The sequence below is a fragment of the Sinorhizobium glycinis genome (assembly GCF_001651865.1).
GTDB classification, from domain to species: domain Bacteria; phylum Pseudomonadota; class Alphaproteobacteria; order Rhizobiales; family Rhizobiaceae; genus Sinorhizobium; species Sinorhizobium glycinis.
This window is the reverse complement of sequence record NZ_LPUX01000053.1, coordinates 217,758-236,115: the sequence shown is the minus strand read 5'-3', so window position 1 is coordinate 236,115 and position 18,358 is coordinate 217,758. Positions and strand designations below refer to the sequence as shown.

13 protein-coding genes are annotated in these 18,358 nt (G+C 63.7%); 8 read left to right on the top strand and 5 right to left on the bottom strand.

Features of this window, described 5'->3' with window-relative positions; translation table 11 throughout:
- Position 1 precedes the first annotated feature (1 nt).
- A complete protein-coding gene (locus AU381_RS06040; RefSeq protein ID WP_064240864.1) occupies positions 2-883 on the bottom strand; it encodes a 23S rRNA (adenine(2030)-N(6))-methyltransferase RlmJ in 882 nt (293 codons plus the stop codon).
- A 68-nt stretch (positions 884-951) separates the two neighbouring features.
- On the opposite strand from AU381_RS06040, the gene AU381_RS06035 reads away from it, so the two are divergent.
- The 4 genes from AU381_RS06035 (at position 952) to AU381_RS06020 (ending at position 7,827) form a co-directional block, all read left to right on the top strand.
- On the top strand, positions 952-3,084 hold the full coding sequence (locus AU381_RS06035; protein ID WP_064240863.1) for a molybdopterin-containing oxidoreductase family protein: 2,133 nt from the start codon (positions 952-954) through the stop codon (positions 3,082-3,084).
- Positions 3,085-3,143: 59 nt separating this feature from the next.
- The gene (locus AU381_RS06030; RefSeq protein ID WP_064240862.1) at positions 3,144-3,740 is read left to right on the top strand and encodes an NUDIX domain-containing protein; all 597 of its coding nucleotides are present in this window, start codon (positions 3,144-3,146) and stop codon (positions 3,738-3,740) included.
- A gap of 95 nt (positions 3,741-3,835) precedes the next feature.
- Positions 3,836-6,448 (top strand): bifunctional lysylphosphatidylglycerol flippase/synthetase MprF, encoded by a 2,613-nt coding sequence (gene mprF / locus AU381_RS06025; protein ID WP_064240861.1) that lies wholly within the window; start codon positions 3,836-3,838, stop codon positions 6,446-6,448.
- Positions 6,445-7,827 carry a virulence factor family protein gene (locus AU381_RS06020; RefSeq protein ID WP_064240860.1) on the top strand — a complete coding sequence of 461 codons (1,383 nt, stop codon included), beginning with the start codon at positions 6,445-6,447 and terminating at the stop codon, positions 7,825-7,827. Before mprF ends, AU381_RS06020 begins: the two co-directional genes overlap by 4 nt.
- A gap of 298 nt (positions 7,828-8,125) precedes the next feature.
- Here the strand turns inward: AU381_RS06020 and purN are convergent, their stop codons facing one another.
- Together purN and purM are read right to left on the bottom strand one after the other, a co-directional pair.
- Positions 8,126-8,791: a phosphoribosylglycinamide formyltransferase gene (purN, locus tag AU381_RS06015; protein WP_064240859.1), complete on the bottom strand. Its 666-nt coding sequence runs from the start codon at positions 8,789-8,791 to the stop codon at positions 8,126-8,128.
- Positions 8,788-9,858, bottom strand: a complete 1,071-nt coding sequence (gene purM, locus AU381_RS06010; RefSeq protein WP_064240858.1) for a phosphoribosylformylglycinamidine cyclo-ligase — start codon at positions 9,856-9,858, stop codon at positions 8,788-8,790. Before purM ends, purN begins: the two co-directional genes overlap by 4 nt.
- Before the next feature lie 238 nt (positions 9,859-10,096).
- Here purM and AU381_RS06005 point away from each other — a divergent pair, with 238 nt between their 5' ends.
- The 4 genes from AU381_RS06005 to ppx all read left to right on the top strand — a co-directional run bounded on the left by AU381_RS06005 (position 10,097) and on the right by ppx (position 15,722).
- Positions 10,097-11,263 (top strand): AI-2E family transporter, encoded by a 1,167-nt coding sequence (locus AU381_RS06005; protein WP_064240857.1) that lies wholly within the window; start codon positions 10,097-10,099, stop codon positions 11,261-11,263.
- Complete coding sequence (hdaA, locus tag AU381_RS06000) at positions 11,247-11,936, top strand: DnaA regulatory inactivator HdaA (protein ID WP_064240856.1); 690 nt, start codon at positions 11,247-11,249, stop codon at positions 11,934-11,936. Before AU381_RS06005 ends, hdaA begins: the two co-directional genes overlap by 17 nt.
- A gap of 64 nt (positions 11,937-12,000) precedes the next feature.
- On the top strand, positions 12,001-14,187 hold the full coding sequence (locus AU381_RS05995) for an RNA degradosome polyphosphate kinase (RefSeq protein ID WP_156528573.1): 2,187 nt from the start codon (positions 12,001-12,003) through the stop codon (positions 14,185-14,187).
- A gap of 11 nt (positions 14,188-14,198) precedes the next feature.
- Positions 14,199-15,722, top strand: coding sequence for an exopolyphosphatase (gene ppx, locus AU381_RS05990; protein ID WP_064240854.1), 1,524 nt, complete (start codon positions 14,199-14,201; stop codon positions 15,720-15,722).
- A 57-nt stretch (positions 15,723-15,779) separates the two neighbouring features.
- On the opposite strand, the gene AU381_RS05985 is transcribed toward ppx, so the two are convergent.
- Together AU381_RS05985 and AU381_RS05980 are read right to left on the bottom strand one after the other, a co-directional pair.
- On the bottom strand, positions 15,780-17,135 hold the full coding sequence (locus tag AU381_RS05985) for an esterase-like activity of phytase family protein (protein ID WP_064240853.1): 1,356 nt from the start codon (positions 17,133-17,135) through the stop codon (positions 15,780-15,782).
- Positions 17,136-17,279: 144 nt separating this feature from the next.
- Positions 17,280-18,347 (bottom strand): adenylate/guanylate cyclase domain-containing protein, encoded by a 1,068-nt coding sequence (locus AU381_RS05980; RefSeq protein ID WP_064241828.1) that lies wholly within the window; start codon positions 18,345-18,347, stop codon positions 17,280-17,282.
- Positions 18,348-18,358 lie beyond the last annotated feature (11 nt).

Genomic DNA, 18,358 nt, shown 5'->3' with positions numbered 1-18,358 from the left:
GTCAAGGCCCTCGGTTGAGAGCGGCTTCGCCACGCAGCCAGAAGCAGCGTGCCGATGCGAAGCGATCCTGGCGGAGCCGTTCCTTCAGGAACGGCAGCAGGATGTCGAGTTCGGCCTTGAGCGTATAGGGCGGATTGACGATGACGAGACCCGATCCTGCTAGCCCCGTTATCTCGCGATCGCTGCGGACCGAGAGCTCGGCGCAAAGCATCTTGGGGATCTCCAGCGCCTTCAGGGCGTCGTGAAATTCCTTGACCGGTGCGCCCTTCTTCAGCGGGTACCAGAGGCAGTAGATGCCGCCGGCAAATCGCCGATAGGCCTTGGCGAGCCCCTCGGCCAGCCGCTCGTATTCGCCGTCCTTCTCGAAGGGCGGATCGACGAGGACAAGGCCGCGCTTTTCCTTCGGTGGCAGATGCGCGCCGAGTGCCAACCAGCCGTCGAGCTGCGTGATCCGGCTCTGGAAATCGCCGTCGAACAGCCGGTGCAGCGTCTCGAAATCGTCCGGGTGCAGTTCCATCGCCGAGAGCCGGTCCTGCGGCCGAAACAGCATGCGGGCCAGCTTGGGCGAGCCGGGATAGTGCGTGATGCCGCCACCCGGCCCACCCTGCGGGTTGAGATCGCGCACGGCCGCGAGATAGGGCTCGATAATGGCGGCTACGGGGGGAGGGAGTTCGGCTTCGACCAGCCTTCCGATGCCGTCGCGCCATTCGCCGGTCTTTTGTGCCTCGTCGCTGGAGAGGTCGTAAAGACCGATGCCGGCGTGGGTATCCAGCACCCGGAAGGCCTTGTCCTTCTGTTTGAGGTAGGTGACAAGCCGGGCCAGCACCGCGTGCTTCAGGACATCGGCGAAATTGCCCGCGTGATAGATGTGCCGATAATTCATAAGAGCCGCCGATGGCTGCGATCAATTGTTTCGATGGGTGACGAATGGGACTTTGAGCCCCCTGGCGGATGCCATATAGAAAAGCCATGAACGTTGCGACCCCCATCAGAGCAGAAAAATCGGTCGGCCACTCGGTCTGTCCGCATGACTGTCCCTCCGCGTGCGCGCTGGAAGTCGACCTGACCGCCGAGGGGCGGATCGGCCGTGTCCGCGGCGCCGCCGCAAACAGCTATACGGCCGGTGTCATCTGCGCCAAGGTGGCGCGTTACACCGAGCGCATCTACCATCCCGGGCGGCTGATGGTGCCGCAGCGCCGCACCGGCGCGAAGGGCGAGGGGAACTGGCAGGAAATCTCCTGGGAGGCCGCGCTCGACGAGATCGCCGACCAATTCGTCAAGGCCGAGCAGAAGCACGGCCCGGAAGCGGTCTGGCCCTATTTCTATGCCGGCACCATGGGGCAGGTGCAGCGCGATTCCATCGAACGCCTGCGCCATGCCAAGCGCTATTCCGGCTTCTTCGGCTCGATCTGCACGAACATGGCCTGGACCGGCTTCACCATGGCGACGGGAGCCTTGCGCGGCCCGGACCCGCGCGAAATGGCCAAGTCCGATTGCGTAGTGATCTGGGGCACCAATGCGGTGGCGACCCAGGTCAATGTGATGACCCATGCGGTCAAGGCCCGCAAGGAGCGCGGCGCCAAGATCGTCGTCATCGACGTCTACGACAACCCGACCGTCAAGCAGGCCGATCTCGGCCTTGTCCTGAAGCCCGGCACCGATGCCGCGCTCGCTTGCGCCGTCATGCATATCGCCTTCCGCGACGGCTATGCGGATCGCGGCTATATGGCGGAATTCGCCGACGATCCGGCCGGGCTCGAGGCGCATCTCGAGACACGCGGACCGGAATGGGCTTCGGCGATCACCGGGCTGTCCGTCGACGAAATCGAGACTTTTGCGAGGCTCGTCGGGACGACGCCGAAAACCTATTTCCGCCTCGGCTACGGCTTCACCCGCCAGCGCAACGGCTCCGTCGCGATCCACGCAGCCGCGTCCGTTGCGACCGTGCTCGGTTCCTGGAAGCATGAGGGCGGGGGCGCCTTCCATTCGAACAACGACATTTTCAGGCTCGACAAGCGCGAGCTTGTCGGCACTGCGCTGCACGACCCCGATGTGCGCATGCTCGACCAATCGCAGATCGGCCGGGTGCTGACCGGCGATGCCGAGGCGCTACGCCATCGCGGCCCCGTGACGGCGCTGCTGATCCAGAACACCAATCCCGTCAATGTCGCGCCCGAGCAGCGGCTGGTGAAGCGGGGTTTCCTGCGCGACGATCTCTTCGTCGCCGTGCATGAACAGTTCATGACCGACACGGCCCTTCTCGCCGACATCGTCCTGCCGGCGACGATGTTCCTCGAGCATGACGATCTCTACCGCGGCGGCGGACACCAGCACATTCTGCTCGGTCCGAAGATCGCCGAGCCGCCCCCGACGGTGCGCACCAATCTTTTCGTCATCGAGGAACTGGCCAAGCGCCTTGGCGTCGCCGATCGCGCCGGTTTCGGAATGTCGGAGCGGCAACACATCGACCGATTGCTCGCCAATTACGAGATCGGCTACGAAGAGATGAAAGAGAGGAAATGGCTTGATTGCCAGCCGGACTTCGAGGAGGCCCATTTCCTCAAAGGCTTCGGGCACCCCGACGGCAGGTTCCGCTTCAAGGCCGACTGGACCGGCACGCCCGCGCCGAACCGGCCGCCGAAGTCGATGGGCCCGCAGGGACCGCACGGCAGCCTTCCTGAGTTTCCAGACCATGTCGATCTGATCGAAGTCGCCGACGACAGCCATCCGTTCCGGCTGGCAACCTCACCGGCGCGTTCCTTCCTGAACTCGACCTTCGCCGAGACGCCCTCCTCGATCGAGAAGGAAGGCCGCCCGGAGGTGATGATCCATGCGGAGGACGCCGCCGGGCTCGGCATTGCAAATGGCGACGTCGTCAGGCTGGGCAACGACCGCGGCCAGATCCGGCTTCATGCCAGGATCGGCGGCGGCGCGCGCCGCGGCGTCGTGATTGCCGAGGGTCTCTGGCCGAACGGCGCCCATCTCGACGGCGAGGGGATCAATGTCCTGACTGGCGCCGATTCGGTTGCTCCCTACGGCGGAGCGGCTTTCCACGACAATCGCGTCTGGATGCGCAGGGCCTGATCAATCATTCGCAACGCGCGCCAGCATGCGTGCGAAACTTTTCCACCCAGGGTTCACCGATGACAACACATGACGACCCGCGCATCCGGATCATCGATCGCCAGTCTCTCTGGAAGGGCTTCATCAGCCTCGAGCAGGTTACCCTTGAGCAACAGATGTCCGACGGCAGGACTGCACGTCTCGTTCGCGAGGTGCATGACCATGGCCGAGCCGCGACGATCCTGCTTTTCGACCCGGAGCGCCAGATCGTCGTGCTCGTACGGCAGTTCCGTCTTCCCGTCCTTCTGCAGGGAGAGCCTGCCTATCTGATCGAGACGCCGGCCGGCCTTCTCGATGGGGAGGCGCCGGAAGTGGCGATCTGCCGCGAAGCTATGGAAGAGACCGGCTATCGCATCGAGAGCGTCCTGCATCTCTTCGACGCCTATATGAGCCCTGGCTCGATAACCGAGCGGACGAGTTTCTTCCTCGGTCGCATCGACACCTCGAAGAAGGTGGCGGCAGGCGGCGGGCTCGCCCATGAGGGGGAAGACATCGAGGTGCTTGAAATTGCCCTGGACGAGGCCGTCGCAATGATCGACACCGGCGAGATCTGCGACGCCAAGACGATCATGCTGCTGCAATGGGCCACGCTGAACCGGGCGGCGCTGGCAGGTTAAGCTATTGATACAGCATACATTACCGATTATTCACTTTTTGTCCGCGCCCTAGTGCGGTAAATCGCTCGTGTCCTCTTCAACGACACGGGCGATCCATGACGTCCCCTTCCTCCCTCCGCGGAATTGAAGCGCAAGACGAGACGGCCGAGAGTGGGTGGCGGCCGTTCCTGAGGCGTCATCAGCGTTACCTTTCCGCCACAGGCACTCTCGTCGTAATAGCCCTCTTCGGGGCGGCGATATTCCATCTCACTGCCGAGGTGCAGTATGGGGATGTGGTCGCAGCACTGGCTGGCACAAGCTGGACCGCCGTGGCGACCGCCATCCTGTTCACCGGCCTGAGCTTTCTCGCACTCACCTTCTACGACGTCGGCGCGCTCGACTACATCAAGCGCAAGCTTCCCTATATGGATGTCGCCTTGACGGCGGCCTGTGCCTATGCGGTTGGCAACACGGCGGGCTTCGGCCCCTTGAGCGGCGGCGCGATCCGCTATCGGTCCTACTCCCGTCTCGGCCTGGAGCCCGACGATATCGGCCGGGTCATCGCCTTCGTCACGCTCGCCTTCGGTCTTGGGCTTGCCGCCGTCGCCTGCGTGAGCCTGCTTGTCGTCGCGGAATATGTCGCGCCGCTGATAGGTATCGATCCTTTCTGGCTGCGGGCAGTTGCGGTGCTCGTGCTTGCCGGCATGCTGGCGGTCATGGTGGCGGCGCGAAGCGGTCACGAGGTGAGCATTGGCCGCTTCACCCTGCGTCTGCCGGATACCAGGACCTCGTCGCGCCAGTTCCTGGTGACGGCGCTTGATCTCGCTGGCTCCGCCACCGTGCTCTACGTGCTGCTGCCGGCAGGCACGATCGGCTGGCCGGCATTCCTGGCGATCTATTCCGTGGCGGTCGGCCTCGGCGTGCTGAGCCACGTGCCGGCCGGTCTGGGAGTCTTCGAGACCGTGATCGTGGCAACGCTCGGTCGCGCGGCCGATGTCGACGCTATCCTCGGGGCATTGGTCCTCTACCGCTTGATCTACCATGTGCTGCCGCTGTTGATCGCCATCGTCGTGATCATCGGCATGGAGGTCCGCCAGCTCGCTGGTCACCCGGCGGCGTCCAGCCTGCGCCGCGCCGGCGGTCGCATGGCGCCGCTTCTGCTTGCGACTCTCGCTCTCGTGCTCGCCCTCATGCTGGTGCTTTCGAGCGTCACGCCGACCCCGGACGAGAACCTTGCATTCCTTGCAAGCCATGTCTCCCTTCCGATCGTCGAAGGGGCGCACTTCCTCGCAAGCCTGCTCGGTCTGGCTCTGGTCATCGTCGCGCGCGGTTTGGCGCTGCGGCTCGACGGCGCCTGGTGGGCGTCGGTCGTCATTGCGCTCGCCGCTCTTCTGCTGTCGCTTGCCAAGGCGGTGGCGCTGGTGGAGGCAGGGATGCTTGCCTTCTTCATCCTCGGGCTCATCGCCAGCCGCCGGCTGTTCGTTCGCCCGGCCTCGCTGTTCGGGCAGGCGCTGACAGCCCCCTGGCTGATGGCGATGGGCGTCATCTGCCTCGGTGCCTATGTCGTTCTGCTCTTCGTCTATCGAAACGTTGAGTACAGCCACGAACTCTGGTGGCAGTTCGAGTTTTCGGCGGAGGCGCCGCGCGGGCTGCGCGCGCTGCTGGGAGTAACGATCGGCGCGACCGCCGTGGCGATCTGGAGCCTCATGCGGCCGGCCACGACGGCGATTGCGCCGGCATCCGAAGAGGAGTTGGAGCGCGCCCTCGCCATCGTCGACGCCCAGGACATGTCGGATGCCAATCTGGTGCGCATGGGCGACAAGAGCATCATGTTCTCCTCCGATGGACGCGCATTCATCATGTATGGCCGGCGGGCGCGTTCCTGGATCGCGCTTTTCGATCCCGTCGGCCCCGTGGATGCCTGGCCGGATCTCATCTGGCAGTTCATCGAGACGGCGCGTTCCAACGGCTGCCGTGCGGTCTTCTACCAGGTCTCGCCGAGGGGACTCGCCTATTACGCCGATGCGGGTTTGAGAGCGTTCCGCCTCGGCGAGCTCGCCGACGTCGACCTCGAGCGGTTCGAAATGAGGGGCGGAAAATGGGCGAACCTGCGCCAGCAGGTCAGCCGCGGCCTGCGGGATGGGCTGGAATTCTCCGTGGTCGAACCCACGGATGTGCCGGCGATCCTGCCGGAACTTGCGGAGATATCCGATGCCTGGCTCGCGCACCACAGCGCGCGCGAGAAGGGCTTTTCTCTCGGCGCCTTCGATCCCGACTATATCTTGACACAGCCGGTCGCGATCCTCAGATGCGATGGTCGAATTGTCGCCTTCGCCAATGTTCTGACGACCCAAACCAAGGAAGAGGGTTCGATAGACCTGATGCGCTTCTCGCCCGAAGCGCCCAAGGGTGCGATGGATTTCCTGTTCGCGCAGCTCATGGAATATCTGAAGGGGCAGGGCTATCGGCGCTTCAATCTCGGCATGGCGCCGCTCTCCGGCATGTCGTCCCGACGGCTGGCACCGGTCTGGGACCGCGCCGGCCGGACTTTCTACGAGCACGGCGAGCGCTACTACAACTTCAGGGGCCTGCGCGCCTTCAAGTCCAAATTCCATCCGCATTGGCAGCCACGCTATCTTGTCGCGAGCGGCGGGCTCAACCCGATCCTGGCGCTGATGGACGCGACATTCCTGATCGGCGGCGGCCTCAAGGGAGTGATAAGGAAATGAGCCTCACGGGGAAGATCTGGAAGGGCGCGTTTTTTGCGACACTGCTCGCGGCGGCGGTCAGCCTCCCGGCCGCGGCCGATGAATTGCAGAAGTTCGACACGGGCACGATCCCGTCGCCGCATATCCTGTTCCCCAAGCAAGCAGCGACGGGACTCATAGTGCTGCTTTCGGATGCCGGCGGCTGGACGGCGAAGGAGGATGCCGCGGCTCGCTCGCTTTCCGACGAGAACGCGATCGTCATCGGGATCGACCTCAAGGCCTATCTGGCGTCCCTCGCCAAGGATGACGGCGACTGCATCTATACAGTCTCCGACATCGAATCCTTGAGCCAGCAGGTGCAGCGCGCGGCGGGCACCGGTGCCTATCGTCCGCCAATCGTTGCAGGGGTGGGCGCCGGTGGCGCGATGGCCCTGGCGATCGCCGCGCAATCGCCCGCTGCAACGATCGGCAGGACGCTCGCGATCGATCCCGAAGAAGGGATAGCCCTGACGAAGCAGCTCTGCACGCCGGCGGAGAAGACGCGGAAGGACGACCGCATGGTCTACGGCTTGTCCGATGGAGCCTTGCCCGACCCGGTGGCCGTCACCTTTTCCCCGGCAGCGTCTGCGGACGGCCGCGACCATGTCGCCGCGCTCGTCCAGAAGCATTCGGAGATCGCGACCGACGATACCGACGACGATGCCTATGCAGCATTGTCCGACGCCCTCTCAGGCTATCTGGGCGAGGATGACGAAGGCGACAATCCGTTCGGCCTGCCGCTGACGATTCTCGACGCCAAGCCGAGCCGCGACACGATGGCGGTGATCTATTCCGGCGATGGCGGCTGGCGCGATATCGACAAGGAGGTCGGCAATGTCCTGCAGCAGCAGGGTGTTCCGGTCGTCGGCGTGGATTCGCTGCGTTACTTCTGGGCGGAGCGTCAGCCGCAGGAGACCGCCGGCGATCTTCAGCGGATCATCGGCTATTACGGCAAGCGGTGGAATGTCCGCAACGTGCTGCTGATCGGTTATTCGTTTGGCGCCGATATCCTGCCGCGCACCTACAACCTCCTGCCCCCCGCCGAAAGGGCGCGCGTCCGCCAGGTGACCCTCATGGCGCTGTCGCATCAGGCCGACTTCAAGATCTCCGTCCTCGGGTGGCTCGGCGCGGAAGGGGCGGGGAGCGCGGGAGACCCTGTCGACGACATCAAGGCGATCGATCCGTCGCTGCTCCAGTGCTTCTACGGAACCGAAGAGGAGGACGACGCCTGTCCGGAACTGAAATCCTCCGGCGCGGACGTGGTTGCGATCGAGGGCGGTCATCATTTCGACGAGGATTATCCGGCCCTGACGCGGCGCGTCCTTGATGGTCTGGACCGCAGGCTCGCGGCGGCGAAGTGAGCGGTGCTTACGGCGCGCCTACGTAGTCGGTCGGACAACAACCAGTGTCGCGGGGAGGGGCATAGCACCCCCTCTGCCCTGCCGGGCATCTCCCCCGCAAGGGGGGAGATTCGCCAGAGGCGCCGATCTGCCCTTAAGTTCAATGTCTCGAAAGTCACGCTTCAATCACGGCAAACGTGTAGCGGACGAACGGGACATCGCCGTTTGCCAATCTCCTCCCTTGCGGGGGAGATGCCCGGCAGGGCAGAGGGGGGTTAGCTACAATACGCGACAGGGCGTGGGAACAGAGCCGGGCGCATCAGATGGCTGGCGAAATCAGCGTTCCCGAGGCTTCGCCGACCGCGTGGCTGACGGCGCGTCCCTCCTGCATCGTCACCTTACCCTCGGCGACCAGCCTGAGCGCCAGTGGATAGGTCTTGTGCTCGACGGTCAGAACGCGCGCGGCAAGCATTTCCGGCGTGTCGCCGGCAATGATCGGAACGGCGGCCTGGGCGATGATCGGGCCGTCATCCATGGCCTCGGTGACAAAATGCACGGTGCAGCCGGCGAGCTTCATGCCCGCCTCGAGCGCACGCTGATGCGTATTGAGCCCCGGGAAGAGCGGCAGCAGCGACGGGTGGATGTTGAGAATCTTGCCTTGGTGGCGTTGGATGAAGGCGGCGGACAGGAGGCGCATGTAGCCCGCAAGGCAGATGATGTCCGGCTGGAGCCGGTCGAGTTCCGCGAGGATCGCCGCCTCGTGCAATTCCTTGCTCTGGAAGTCCTTGCGCACGAAAGAGGATGTCGCGATGTCGAGTGCTGCCGCCTTGGCGAGGCCGCCGGCCTCCGCCTTGTCGGAGATGACCGCAATGATCTCCGCCGGGAAATCCGGTGCGGCCGCGGCCTGGGCCAGCGACAGCATGTTGGAGCCGCCGCCCGAGATGAAGACGACGACCTTTTTCTTCCTGGCGGGGGTCAGGCTCATAGGGTGAGGCTGCCCTTGTAGATGGTGCCCGGCGCACCCTCTTGGCGCGCTACCATGCGACCGAGGGTAAAGACTGCTTCGCCTTCGCCGGCAAGCACCGCCGCGACCTTGTCGACTTCCGTCGCCGGTACGACGGCGATCATGCCGACGCCGCAATTGAACGTGCGCAGCATCTCGTTGGCGGCGACGCCCCCGGTCTTGGCCAGCCAGGAGAAAACGGCCGGCGGCTTGATGGCGTCGAGGTCGATCTCGGCGGCGAGATGCTTCGGCAGGACGCGCGGAATGTTTTCCGGGAATCCGCCGCCGGTGATGTGCGCCAGCGCCTTGATCGCACCGGTGGCGCGGATCGCCTTCAGAAGCGGCTTCACATAGATGCGGGTCGGCGTCATCAGCGCTTCGGCAAGCGTGCCCTCGCCGAAGGGTGCCGGCGCGTCCCAGCCGAGGCCCGAGACGGCGACGATCTTGCGCACCAGCGAATAGCCGTTCGAATGCACGCCGGAGGAGGCGAGGCCGAGGATGACGTCCCCTTCGGCAATGTCGCCCGCCGGCAGAAGCTGACCGCGCTCGGCCGCACCGACGGCAAAGCCGGCGAGGTCGTAATCGCCCCCCGAATACATGCCCGGCATTTCGGCCGTTTCTCCGCCGATCAGCGCGCAGCCCGCCTCGCGGCAGCCGGCGGCGATGCCGGCGACGATCGCCGCGCCCTGGTCGGGATCGAGCTTGCCGGTGGCGAAATAGTCGAGGAAGAACAAGGGTTCGGCGCCCTGCACGACAAGATCGTTCACGCACATGGCGACGAGGTCGATGCCGACCGTGTCGTGCTTGTCGGCGTCGATGGCAATCTTGAGCTTGGTGCCGACGCCGTCATTGGCGGCGACCAGGACCGGATCGGTGAAGCCGGCCGCCTTGAGATCGAAGAGGCCGCCGAAACCGCCGATCTCGCCGTCGGCGCCGGGACGCCGGGTGGAGCGCACATGCGGCTTGATCTTCTCGACCATCAGGTTGCCGGCATCGATATCCACGCCCGCGTCGCTATAGGTGAGGCCGTTCTTTCCCGACTGGCTCATGCTCGTTCTCCAAGGCTCGTCGTATTTTGCGGATGCGATTGGCACGGTAAGCTGAGGAGTGCAAGCGGAGAGGCCGGGCGTTGCGGCCTTTTTTCACGTTTTTGCTTTTCTCACATTGCCCGCAGACGCCAAGGGAGCGGATTGGGGCTTCGGGCTTGACCTTCGTGCGCGCAGCGCCCTATCTCGTCGGGCGAAGAGACGCGCGGCGCTATGCGCCGGACGCGCGACGGGGAACGCCATGGGCAATCGGGTCAGCAGTTTGGGACTTCAGCGCCAGATTTTCTTCTGGCTGCTCGTGCTTGCCGCCTTCATCGCCTTCCTGATGGTCTTCAGTTCCATCCTCCTGCCGTTTCTCGCCGGCATGGCACTTGCCTATTTCCTCGATCCCGTAGCCGACCGGCTGCAACGCCTTGGCCTCAGCCGCCTGATGGCGACGATCGCCATTCTCGTCGCCTTCATCGTCCTCTTCGCGCTGTCGATGATCATCATCATACCGCTGATTTTCACGCAAGCCGCCGACTTCATCCAGAAGATGCCCGGCTATGTCGCGAGACTCCAGGCCTTTGTGGCGGATACCACCCAGTCGACGCTCGTGCCCGACTGGCTCGAAGCTCAAATGGCGGCGATCAAGCAGAATTCGGCCAAGCTCCTGGAGCAGGGGGCGGCCTTTCTCGGCACCTTGTTCCAGCAGCTCTGGAATTCGGGCATGGCCCTGCTGGATATCCTGTCGCTCTTCATCATCACCCCGGTCGTCGCCTTCTATCTGTTGCTCGACTGGGACCACATGGTCGAGAAGGTGGATAGCTGGGTGCCGCGCGACCATGTCGACGTCGTGCGCCAGATCGCCCGCGACATGAACACGACGATTGCCGGGTTCGTGCGCGGCCAGGGTTCCCTGTGCCTCATACTGGGCGTCTACTACGCCGTCGGTCTGTCGCTCGTCGGGCTCAATTTCGGCCTGCTGATCGGCTTTTTTGCCGGGATGATCAGCTTCATCCCCTATGTCGGTTCGCTGGTCGGTCTCGTGCTCGCCGTTGGCGTGGCGATCGTCCAGTTCTGGCCCGATTATGTCTGGATCCTGCTCGTCCTTGCCGTCTTCTTCACCGGCCAGTTTCTCGAAGGCAACATTCTCCAGCCGAAGCTGGTCGGCAAGAGCGTTGGCCTCCATCCCGTCTGGCTGATGTTCGCTCTGCTTGCCTTCGGAGCGCTTTTCGGTTTCGTCGGCCTGCTCGTCGCGGTGCCGGCGGCCGCCGCGATCGGCGTCCTTGTCCGCTTCGGCATCCAGCGATACCTTGATAGCGACCTATATCACGGGCACAGGACGGCCGCGAACCAGCAGTCGGAGGGCCAGGAGCCCGACCGACACATGCCATCCTCCAGGGCAAAGCATGACCAGACGCCGTAACGAACAACTGCCGCTCGTCTTCGGCCATGATCCGGCAACCGGCCGGGAGGATCTGCTCGTTTCCGATCGCCTGAGCGCGGCCATCGCGATCGTCGACCACTGGCCGGCTTGGCCGTCGCCGGTCGTCATCATCGCCGGACCGGTGGGTTCCGGCAAGTCGCACCTCGCCAGCATCTGGCGCGAGAGGTCCGGCGCCGAGACGATCCACCCCGTCGGCGGCTCGAATGCCGCCGACATCGCCGCCGCCAGGCCGGTGCTCTTCGAGGATGTCGACCGGCAGGGTTTCGACGATACGGCGCTTTTCCATGTCATCAACAGCGTCCGCCAGAACGGTACGGCCTTGCTCATGACCTCGCGGCTGTGGCCGATGTCCTGGCCGGTGACGCTTCCGGATCTCAAGTCACGCCTGAGGGCCTCCACCGTCGTCGAGATCGGCGAGCCGGACGACGAACTGCTGACCCAGGTGCTCTTCAAGCTGTTCGCCGATCGCCAGCTTCTCGTCGACGAGCGCCTGGTGGCCTATATAGTTACCCGGATGGAACGCTCCCTGGAAGCGGCGCAGACGATCGTCGAGCGGCTGGATCATGTCGCGCTTGCCCGCGGAACCCGGTTGACGCGTGCTCTGGCGACGGAAGTGTTGGAAGACCTTGCAAATGCCTGCGCCTCCGATTGACTGTCACAGTTCCGTCGTCAAACTGGGATAGCTCGTTCATCCGGAGCAATGGGGTCTGATGGGCATGGATAACGCGACGTCTGCAATTACAGAACAAAAGGCGCCCGCGGAGCAGCTTGACCTTCTGACGAGCCCCGAGCGCTTCATCAACCGCGAATTCTCCTGGCTGCAGTTCAACCGCCGGGTGCTCGAGGAAACGTTGAACACCGCGCATCCGCTCCTCGAGCGCATCCGCTTCCTGTCGATTTCGGCCGCCAACCTCGATGAATTCTTCATGGTCCGCGTCGCCGGCCTTGAGGGGCAGGTGCGATCGGGACTTTCGCTGCGCAGCCCCGACGGCAAGACGCCGGCCGAGCAACTCGACGAGATCCTGAAGGAGATCGACAATCTCCAGATGGAGCAGCAGGCCTCGCTCGCCGTCCTGCAGCAATATCTCGCCAAGGAGGATATCCTCGTCGTTCGGCCCGCTTCCTTGTCCGCCCAGGACAGAAGCTGGCTTGCCAATGAATTCGACCAGTCGATCTTTCCGGTGCTCACGCCGCTTTCGATCGACCCGGCGCATCCGTTTCCGTTCATCCCCAATCTCGGCTTCTCGATCGGCCTGCAGCTCGTCAGCAAGACCGGCCGCGAGCCGATGACGGCGCTCCTGCGCCTGCCGGTGGCGCTCGACCGGTTCGTGCGCCTGCCGGACGTCAAGAACGTCATCCGTTACATCACCCTTGAAGATGTCGTCGGCCAGTTCATCGACCGCCTTTTCCCGGGCTACGAAGTTCAGGGTTCGGGTACGTTCCGCATCATCCGCGACAGCGATATCGAAGTAGAGGAAGAGGCCGAAGACCTGGTCCGCCTGTTCGAGACCGCGCTCAAACGCCGCCGCCGCGGGTCGGTGATCCGCATCGAGACCGATTCCGAGATGCCCGCGTCGCTCCGCCAGTTCGTCGTCCACGAGCTCGGCGTTCCCGATAACCGGGTCGCGGTGCTACCGGGGCTGCTCGCGCTCAACACGCTGTCCGAAATCACCAAGGCGCCGCGCGAGGATCTGCGTTTCGAGCCCTATAACCCGCGCTTCCCGGAGCGTGTCCGCGAGCATGGCGGCGATTGCCTCGCCGCGATCCGCGAGAAGGACATGGTCGTCCATCATCCTTACGAGTCCTTCGACGTCGTGGTGCAGTTCCTGCTGCAGGCGGCGCGCGACCCGGACGTGCTGGCGATCAAGCAGACGCTCTACCGGACCTCCAACGACAGCCCGATCGTCCGCGCCCTGGTCGACGCTGCCGAGTCCGGCAAGTCGGTGACCGCGCTTGTCGAGCTCAAGGCCAGGTTCGACGAGGAGGCGAACATCCGCTGGGCGCGCGATCTCGAGCGCGCCGGCGTCCAGGTGGTCTTCGGCTTCATAGAGTTGAAGACGCACTCGAAAATGTCGATGGTGGTGCGTCGCGAGGAAGGCAAGCTCCGCACCTATTGCCATCTCGGCACCGGCAACTATCACCCGGTCACCGCGAAAATCTATACGGACCTCTCCTTCTTCACCTGCAATCCGGTGATCGCCCACGATATGGCCAACATCTTCAACTTCATCACCGGCTATGGCGAGCCGGAGGCGGGGATGAAGCTGGCGGTCTCCCCGCACACGCTGCGTCCGCGTATCCTCAAGCACATCGACGAAGAGATCGCGCATGCCGAAGCGGGCCGGCCGGCGGCGATCTGGATGAAGATGAACTCGCTCGTCGATCCGGAGATCATCGACGCTCTCTATGAGGCCAGCCGCGCAGGCGTCGAGATCGATCTCGTTGTTCGCGGCATTTGCTGCCTGCGTCCGCAGGTGCCGGGTCTTTCCGACAATATCCGTGTCAAGTCCATCGTTGGCCGCTTCCTCGAGCATTCCCGGATATTCTGCTTCGGCAACGGCCACGGGCTGCCTTCGGAAAATGCGCTTGTCTATATCGGTTCGGCGGATATGATGCCGCGCAATCTGGACCGGCGGGTCGAGACGCTCGTGCCTCTCATCAACCGGACTGTGCACGAACAGGTTCTTTCGCAGATCATGCTGGGCAATCTCATCGACAACCAGCAGAGCTACGAAATCCTTCCCGACGGCACTTCGCGCCGCATGGAAGTCGGCAAGGATGCCGAGCCGTTCAACGCGCAGCATTATTTCATGACCAATCCCAGCCTCTCGGGCCGGGGTGAGGCCCTGAAGTCCAGTGCACCGAAGCTGATTGCCGGCTGGAAAAGCGGCTGGCGCAAGTAAACTGGAATCGCATGGTCGAATCTGAAGCGCAGGGGCGTCTGCCCGGCATCCGCCCGGTGTCCGTCGTGGACATCGGCTCGAACTCGATTCGCCTCGTCGTCTACGAGGGGCTCAGTCGCGCCCCGGCGGTGCTCTTCAATGAAAAGGTGATGTGCGGCCTCGGCAAGGGCATCGACGCAACCGGCCGGATGGAGGAGGAGAGCGTTAAGCGGGCGCTGAAGGCCCTGCACCGCTTTCGTGCGCTGTCCGACCAGGCGCGCGCCACGCAGATGTATGTGCTGGCAACGGCCGCGGCGCGCGAGGCTTCGAACGGCGCAGCCTTCATCGAGAAGGCGGAAGCCATTCTCGACCAGAGAGTGCGGATCCTGACCGGCGAGGAGGAAGCCTATTATTCCGCCATGGGGGTCGTCAGCGGCTATCACGACCCGGACGGCGTCGTCGGTGACCTTGGCGGCGGCTCGCTCGAACTGGTCGAAGTCGAGGGCCGGCGCATCGGCAACGGGATAACCCTGCCGCTCGGCGGCATCCGGCTCTTCGAACACAGCAACGGCTCCTTGAGCCGGGCGCGCGCATGGGTGCGGAAGTTCATGAAGGGTGCGGACGTCCTGAGGAGGGGTACCGGCCGCACCTTCTACGCCGTCGGCGGAACCTGGCGTTCGATCGCCAAGCTGCAGATGGAAACGCGCGACTACCCGCTGCATATGATGCAGGGTTACGAGATCTCCTATGACGAGGCGATGGCGATCCTGGCGGAGGTGATCGAGCCCAAGACCTTGAGACCCTCTGCTTTTGCAACGATTTCCAAGAGCCGTCGTAGCCTCTTGCCGTTCGGCGCCGTGACGATGCAGGAGGCGATCTCGATCATGCGCCCCGAGCGCATCTCCTTTTCGGCGCTCGGTGTTCGCGAAGGTTATCTTTACTCGCTGCTTTCCGATGAGGAGCGGCTGCAGGACCCGCTGCTCACCGCGGCCGACGAAATCGCCATCCTGCGCGCCCGTTCGCCGGAACATGCGCGCGAGCTCGCCGAGTGGACCGGTCGGATGGTGCCCCACTTCGGCATCGAGGAAACCGAGGAGGAGCGCCGCTATCGCGAGGCCGCCTGCCTGCTGGCGGACATAAGCTGGCGGGCGCATCCGGATTATCGCGGCCTCCAGGCGCTGAATATCATCGCCCACTCCGCCTTCACCGGCATTACACATGCCGGCCGGGCTTACATCGCACTAGCCAACTACTATCGGTTCGAGGGGCTCAACGACGACGGCGCCACCGGCCCTCTCGCCGGCATCACCACGCCACGCCTCCTCGAACTGGGGAAGCTGCTCGGCGGGCTGTTGCGGGTTGCCTATCTCTTCTCCGCCTCCATGCCGGGCGTCGCCCGCCATCTCACCCTGCGACAGTCGTCGCGGCCAGATGTCGACCTCGAATTCGTGGTGCCCGCGGCTTATCTCGATTTCGAGGGCGAACGCCTCGACGGCCGCCTGCAGCAGCTCAGCCGGCTGACGGGCAAGAAACTCGCTTTCCACTTCGAGGGCTGATCGCCGTCAATCGTGGAGCGATGGTCGCGCGAGGTTTTCCACGCGCGACCATTACGGCTATTCGGCCTTGAGGAACTCGCCGACTTCGAGCAGCACGAATTCGTTGTCGTCTGCCTTGTCGAGCGCGCGGCCGGCGGAGAAGGGCAGGTTGTTGTCGTTGCCGACGATGATATGCGTTCCGTCCACGCGATCGACGTTCTCGATGGTGACGAAAGGCATGTCATAATAGCGATCGCCACCGCCCTGGCGCTTCCGCTTGTCCGGATCGGCTATCTTCAGGAGATCGATGTAGCCGATCTTGCGCGCGGCCTTGCCGACGTTTTCCTCGGTCATCTCAATTTTGTAGACACGCTTAAGCTTCGATCCGACTGCAAAGCAATCCGGCTTCGGATCCTTGGGGTCGGCGCAGGCCTTGTCGACGGTGCCGGCGCCGTTGTCGCGCTCGATCACCAGCGCCGTTCTTTCGTCGAGCATGTTGAAGTCGCCGATCGCCTCACCGCCTTCGGCAAGCGGATAGAGCCAGCTGCGTCCAGTCCAGGTTTTGGCTGCGGCATCGAGCTCGATGATGCGGAGCGCCGGACGGCCATCCGCCTGCTCTACGGTCTCGCCATCCGTCCAGATCGGTCCTTCGAGAAGCCCGTAGAGCTTGGTGCCGTCCTTGGACAGCGCCAGACCTTCATAGCCACCGGAGCGCTTGAGGTTGAAGGCTGGCGTCTTCTTGGATGGGTCCGCCTGCAGAGCCAGTGTCGGGTTGTCCGGCGAGAGGACCGTCTGGCCGTCGACTGCAGTGGGGATCGCGTCGGTAAGCCTTCCGTTCGTGTCGAACTTCAAGATATAGGGACCGAACTCCTCGCCGACCCAGAAGCCGTCGGCGACCGGCTGAATGGACTCGACGTCGAAGTCTCCGCCGGTCAGATAGCGCACCGGGGAGCCTTCCATGACGATCGGGAAGGGAGCCTTGCGGTCGGGATCGGAGAGGAAGATGGTCTCCAAGGCTTCGACTTTGCCTGCGTCCCAGTCGATCTTCAGGTGATGGAGCATCAGCACGGCGTCGGTCGAATTGAGCTTGTTGCCGAAGCCGTTGTCCGAGAGGCTCCAGAAGGTGCCGTCCGGCATCGCCTTTATGCCGGAGAAGCCCTGCATCGGCTGGCCGTTGAAGGGGAGGGACAGGCCGGTCAGGCGAACGCCGTCCTTGCCCGGGACGCTGCCCAATTCCGCCGCGCGCTTGCGATCTGCAGTCGAGAACTTGCCCGAGGTCTTGAGATAATCGGCCGCATCGGCCGGGGCAGCAATGATCGTATTGGCGGGAAGGATGGCATGCGCCTTCAGCGTCGCCGGAAAGGCCTTCTCCTCGGCGAGTGCGGTCGTCGCCATCAACAAAGTCATGGCGACGGTAAGAACGGATTTCGTCATCAAGTTCACCCTGGGTTGGAGGTCGGAACCGATCCCCGATAGGCGGCTTTGATGACGGTTGCTTGATACTTGCTTTACAGCCCGATGAAGCTTTGATGACAGCCAGTTACCGTCGCAACCGGGTTTCTCCGAAGGGCAGTCAGGTCACTTGGCGGGCGACCGATGATGGTTGCCCATGCGTGGCCCCCTCGACCCCAGCAGGCCGGCGTGAAGCGAAAACACTCCGAGCTTCTGACCTCGGCCCTTGACCTCGTGTTCGCCCAGATCTTCGCTTCGCACGAAGGTGGGGAGGCGCATGCGCCGCAAAAGATCGGCGGAAATCAGCACCTGCCGGTCAAGTGTCCGGCAGAGGCCCTCAAGACGCGCCGTCATGTTCACCGTGTCTCCGAAATAGGTGATCTTGTGTCTGTCGACACCGATCTCCGCGGCAATGATCGTACCGCCGTGGAGCGCGGCGCGAAGACGGGGAACCTCGCCATAGGCCTTGCGCCAGCGGCTGGTATCCGCTTCGATCTGATCAAAAATATCGAACACGCAGCGAATGCAGGCGGCATCCGCCACCGCACGGTCGAAGGGCCAGCTGATGATCACGGAGTCGCCGATGTAATCGTCGATGGAGCCGCGGTGGCGCAGCACCGGATCGGCCATGGTTGCAAACAGTTTTCCGAGATATTCCTGTGTCTTGAGATCGCCGAAGCGCTCGGCAAAGGATGTCGAGCCGACGAGATCGATGAACAGGAAGACACGCTCCTCTTGCACGGGTTTGCGGTAGCGACCGGTCAGGAGGCTCAGGAAGACATTGCGGCCGAGCAGTTCCCGCACCCGCAGGACGAAGATGATCGGCCCGGAAACGACGAGTGCATAAAGGAGCGCATCGAAGGACGGGACCATCGCCTCGCTCCAACTCTGCTGCAGGAGGCCCGTCAGCTGTAGAACCACACCCGCTGCCGCAAACCCGATATTCTCGATGGCGAAATAGACCGCCACCGACGACAGCAGAAAGCCCGGGGTCGGCAGGCTGTGAATTTTCCGGTAGAGACGGCGGAATATGATGTGCCGTTCAAAGGCAAGGATCGGCATGCGGATGAAGACTGCATAGGTCGCGCCGATCAGCGAGCCGTCGCCGTAAACGGCCCAGGCATAGCCCACGCCGCTGCCGGCCACGATCAGCATCAGGAGTGTGAACTCGAGCGTGGAAAATCTCCACCGCATGCGGCAGGCCT

Excerpts from the sequence above, each read along its gene's own strand:
- AU381_RS06040 (WP_064240864.1), bottom strand. The coding sequence starts at position 883 with ATGAATTATCGGCACATCTATCACGCGGGCAATTTCGCCGATGTCCTG.
- AU381_RS06035 (WP_064240863.1), top strand. The coding sequence starts at position 952 with ATGCCATATAGAAAAGCCATGAACGTTGCGACCCCCATCAGAGCAGAA.
- AU381_RS06030 (WP_064240862.1), top strand. The coding sequence starts at position 3,144 with ATGACAACACATGACGACCCGCGCATCCGGATCATCGATCGCCAGTCT.
- mprF (WP_064240861.1), top strand. The coding sequence starts at position 3,836 with ATGACGTCCCCTTCCTCCCTCCGCGGAATTGAAGCGCAAGACGAGACG.
- AU381_RS06020 (WP_064240860.1), top strand. The coding sequence starts at position 6,445 with ATGAGCCTCACGGGGAAGATCTGGAAGGGCGCGTTTTTTGCGACACTG.
- purN (WP_064240859.1), bottom strand. The coding sequence starts at position 8,791 with ATGAGCCTGACCCCCGCCAGGAAGAAAAAGGTCGTCGTCTTCATCTCG.
- purM (WP_064240858.1), bottom strand. The coding sequence starts at position 9,858 with ATGAGCCAGTCGGGAAAGAACGGCCTCACCTATAGCGACGCGGGCGTG.
- AU381_RS06005 (WP_064240857.1), top strand. The coding sequence starts at position 10,097 with ATGGGCAATCGGGTCAGCAGTTTGGGACTTCAGCGCCAGATTTTCTTC.
- hdaA (WP_064240856.1), top strand. The coding sequence starts at position 11,247 with ATGACCAGACGCCGTAACGAACAACTGCCGCTCGTCTTCGGCCATGAT.
- AU381_RS05995 (WP_156528573.1), top strand. The coding sequence starts at position 12,001 with ATGGATAACGCGACGTCTGCAATTACAGAACAAAAGGCGCCCGCGGAG.
- ppx (WP_064240854.1), top strand. The coding sequence starts at position 14,199 with ATGGTCGAATCTGAAGCGCAGGGGCGTCTGCCCGGCATCCGCCCGGTG.
- AU381_RS05985 (WP_064240853.1), bottom strand. The coding sequence starts at position 17,135 with ATGACGAAATCCGTTCTTACCGTCGCCATGACTTTGTTGATGGCGACG.
- AU381_RS05980 (WP_064241828.1), bottom strand. The coding sequence starts at position 18,347 with ATGCGGTGGAGATTTTCCACGCTCGAGTTCACACTCCTGATGCTGATC.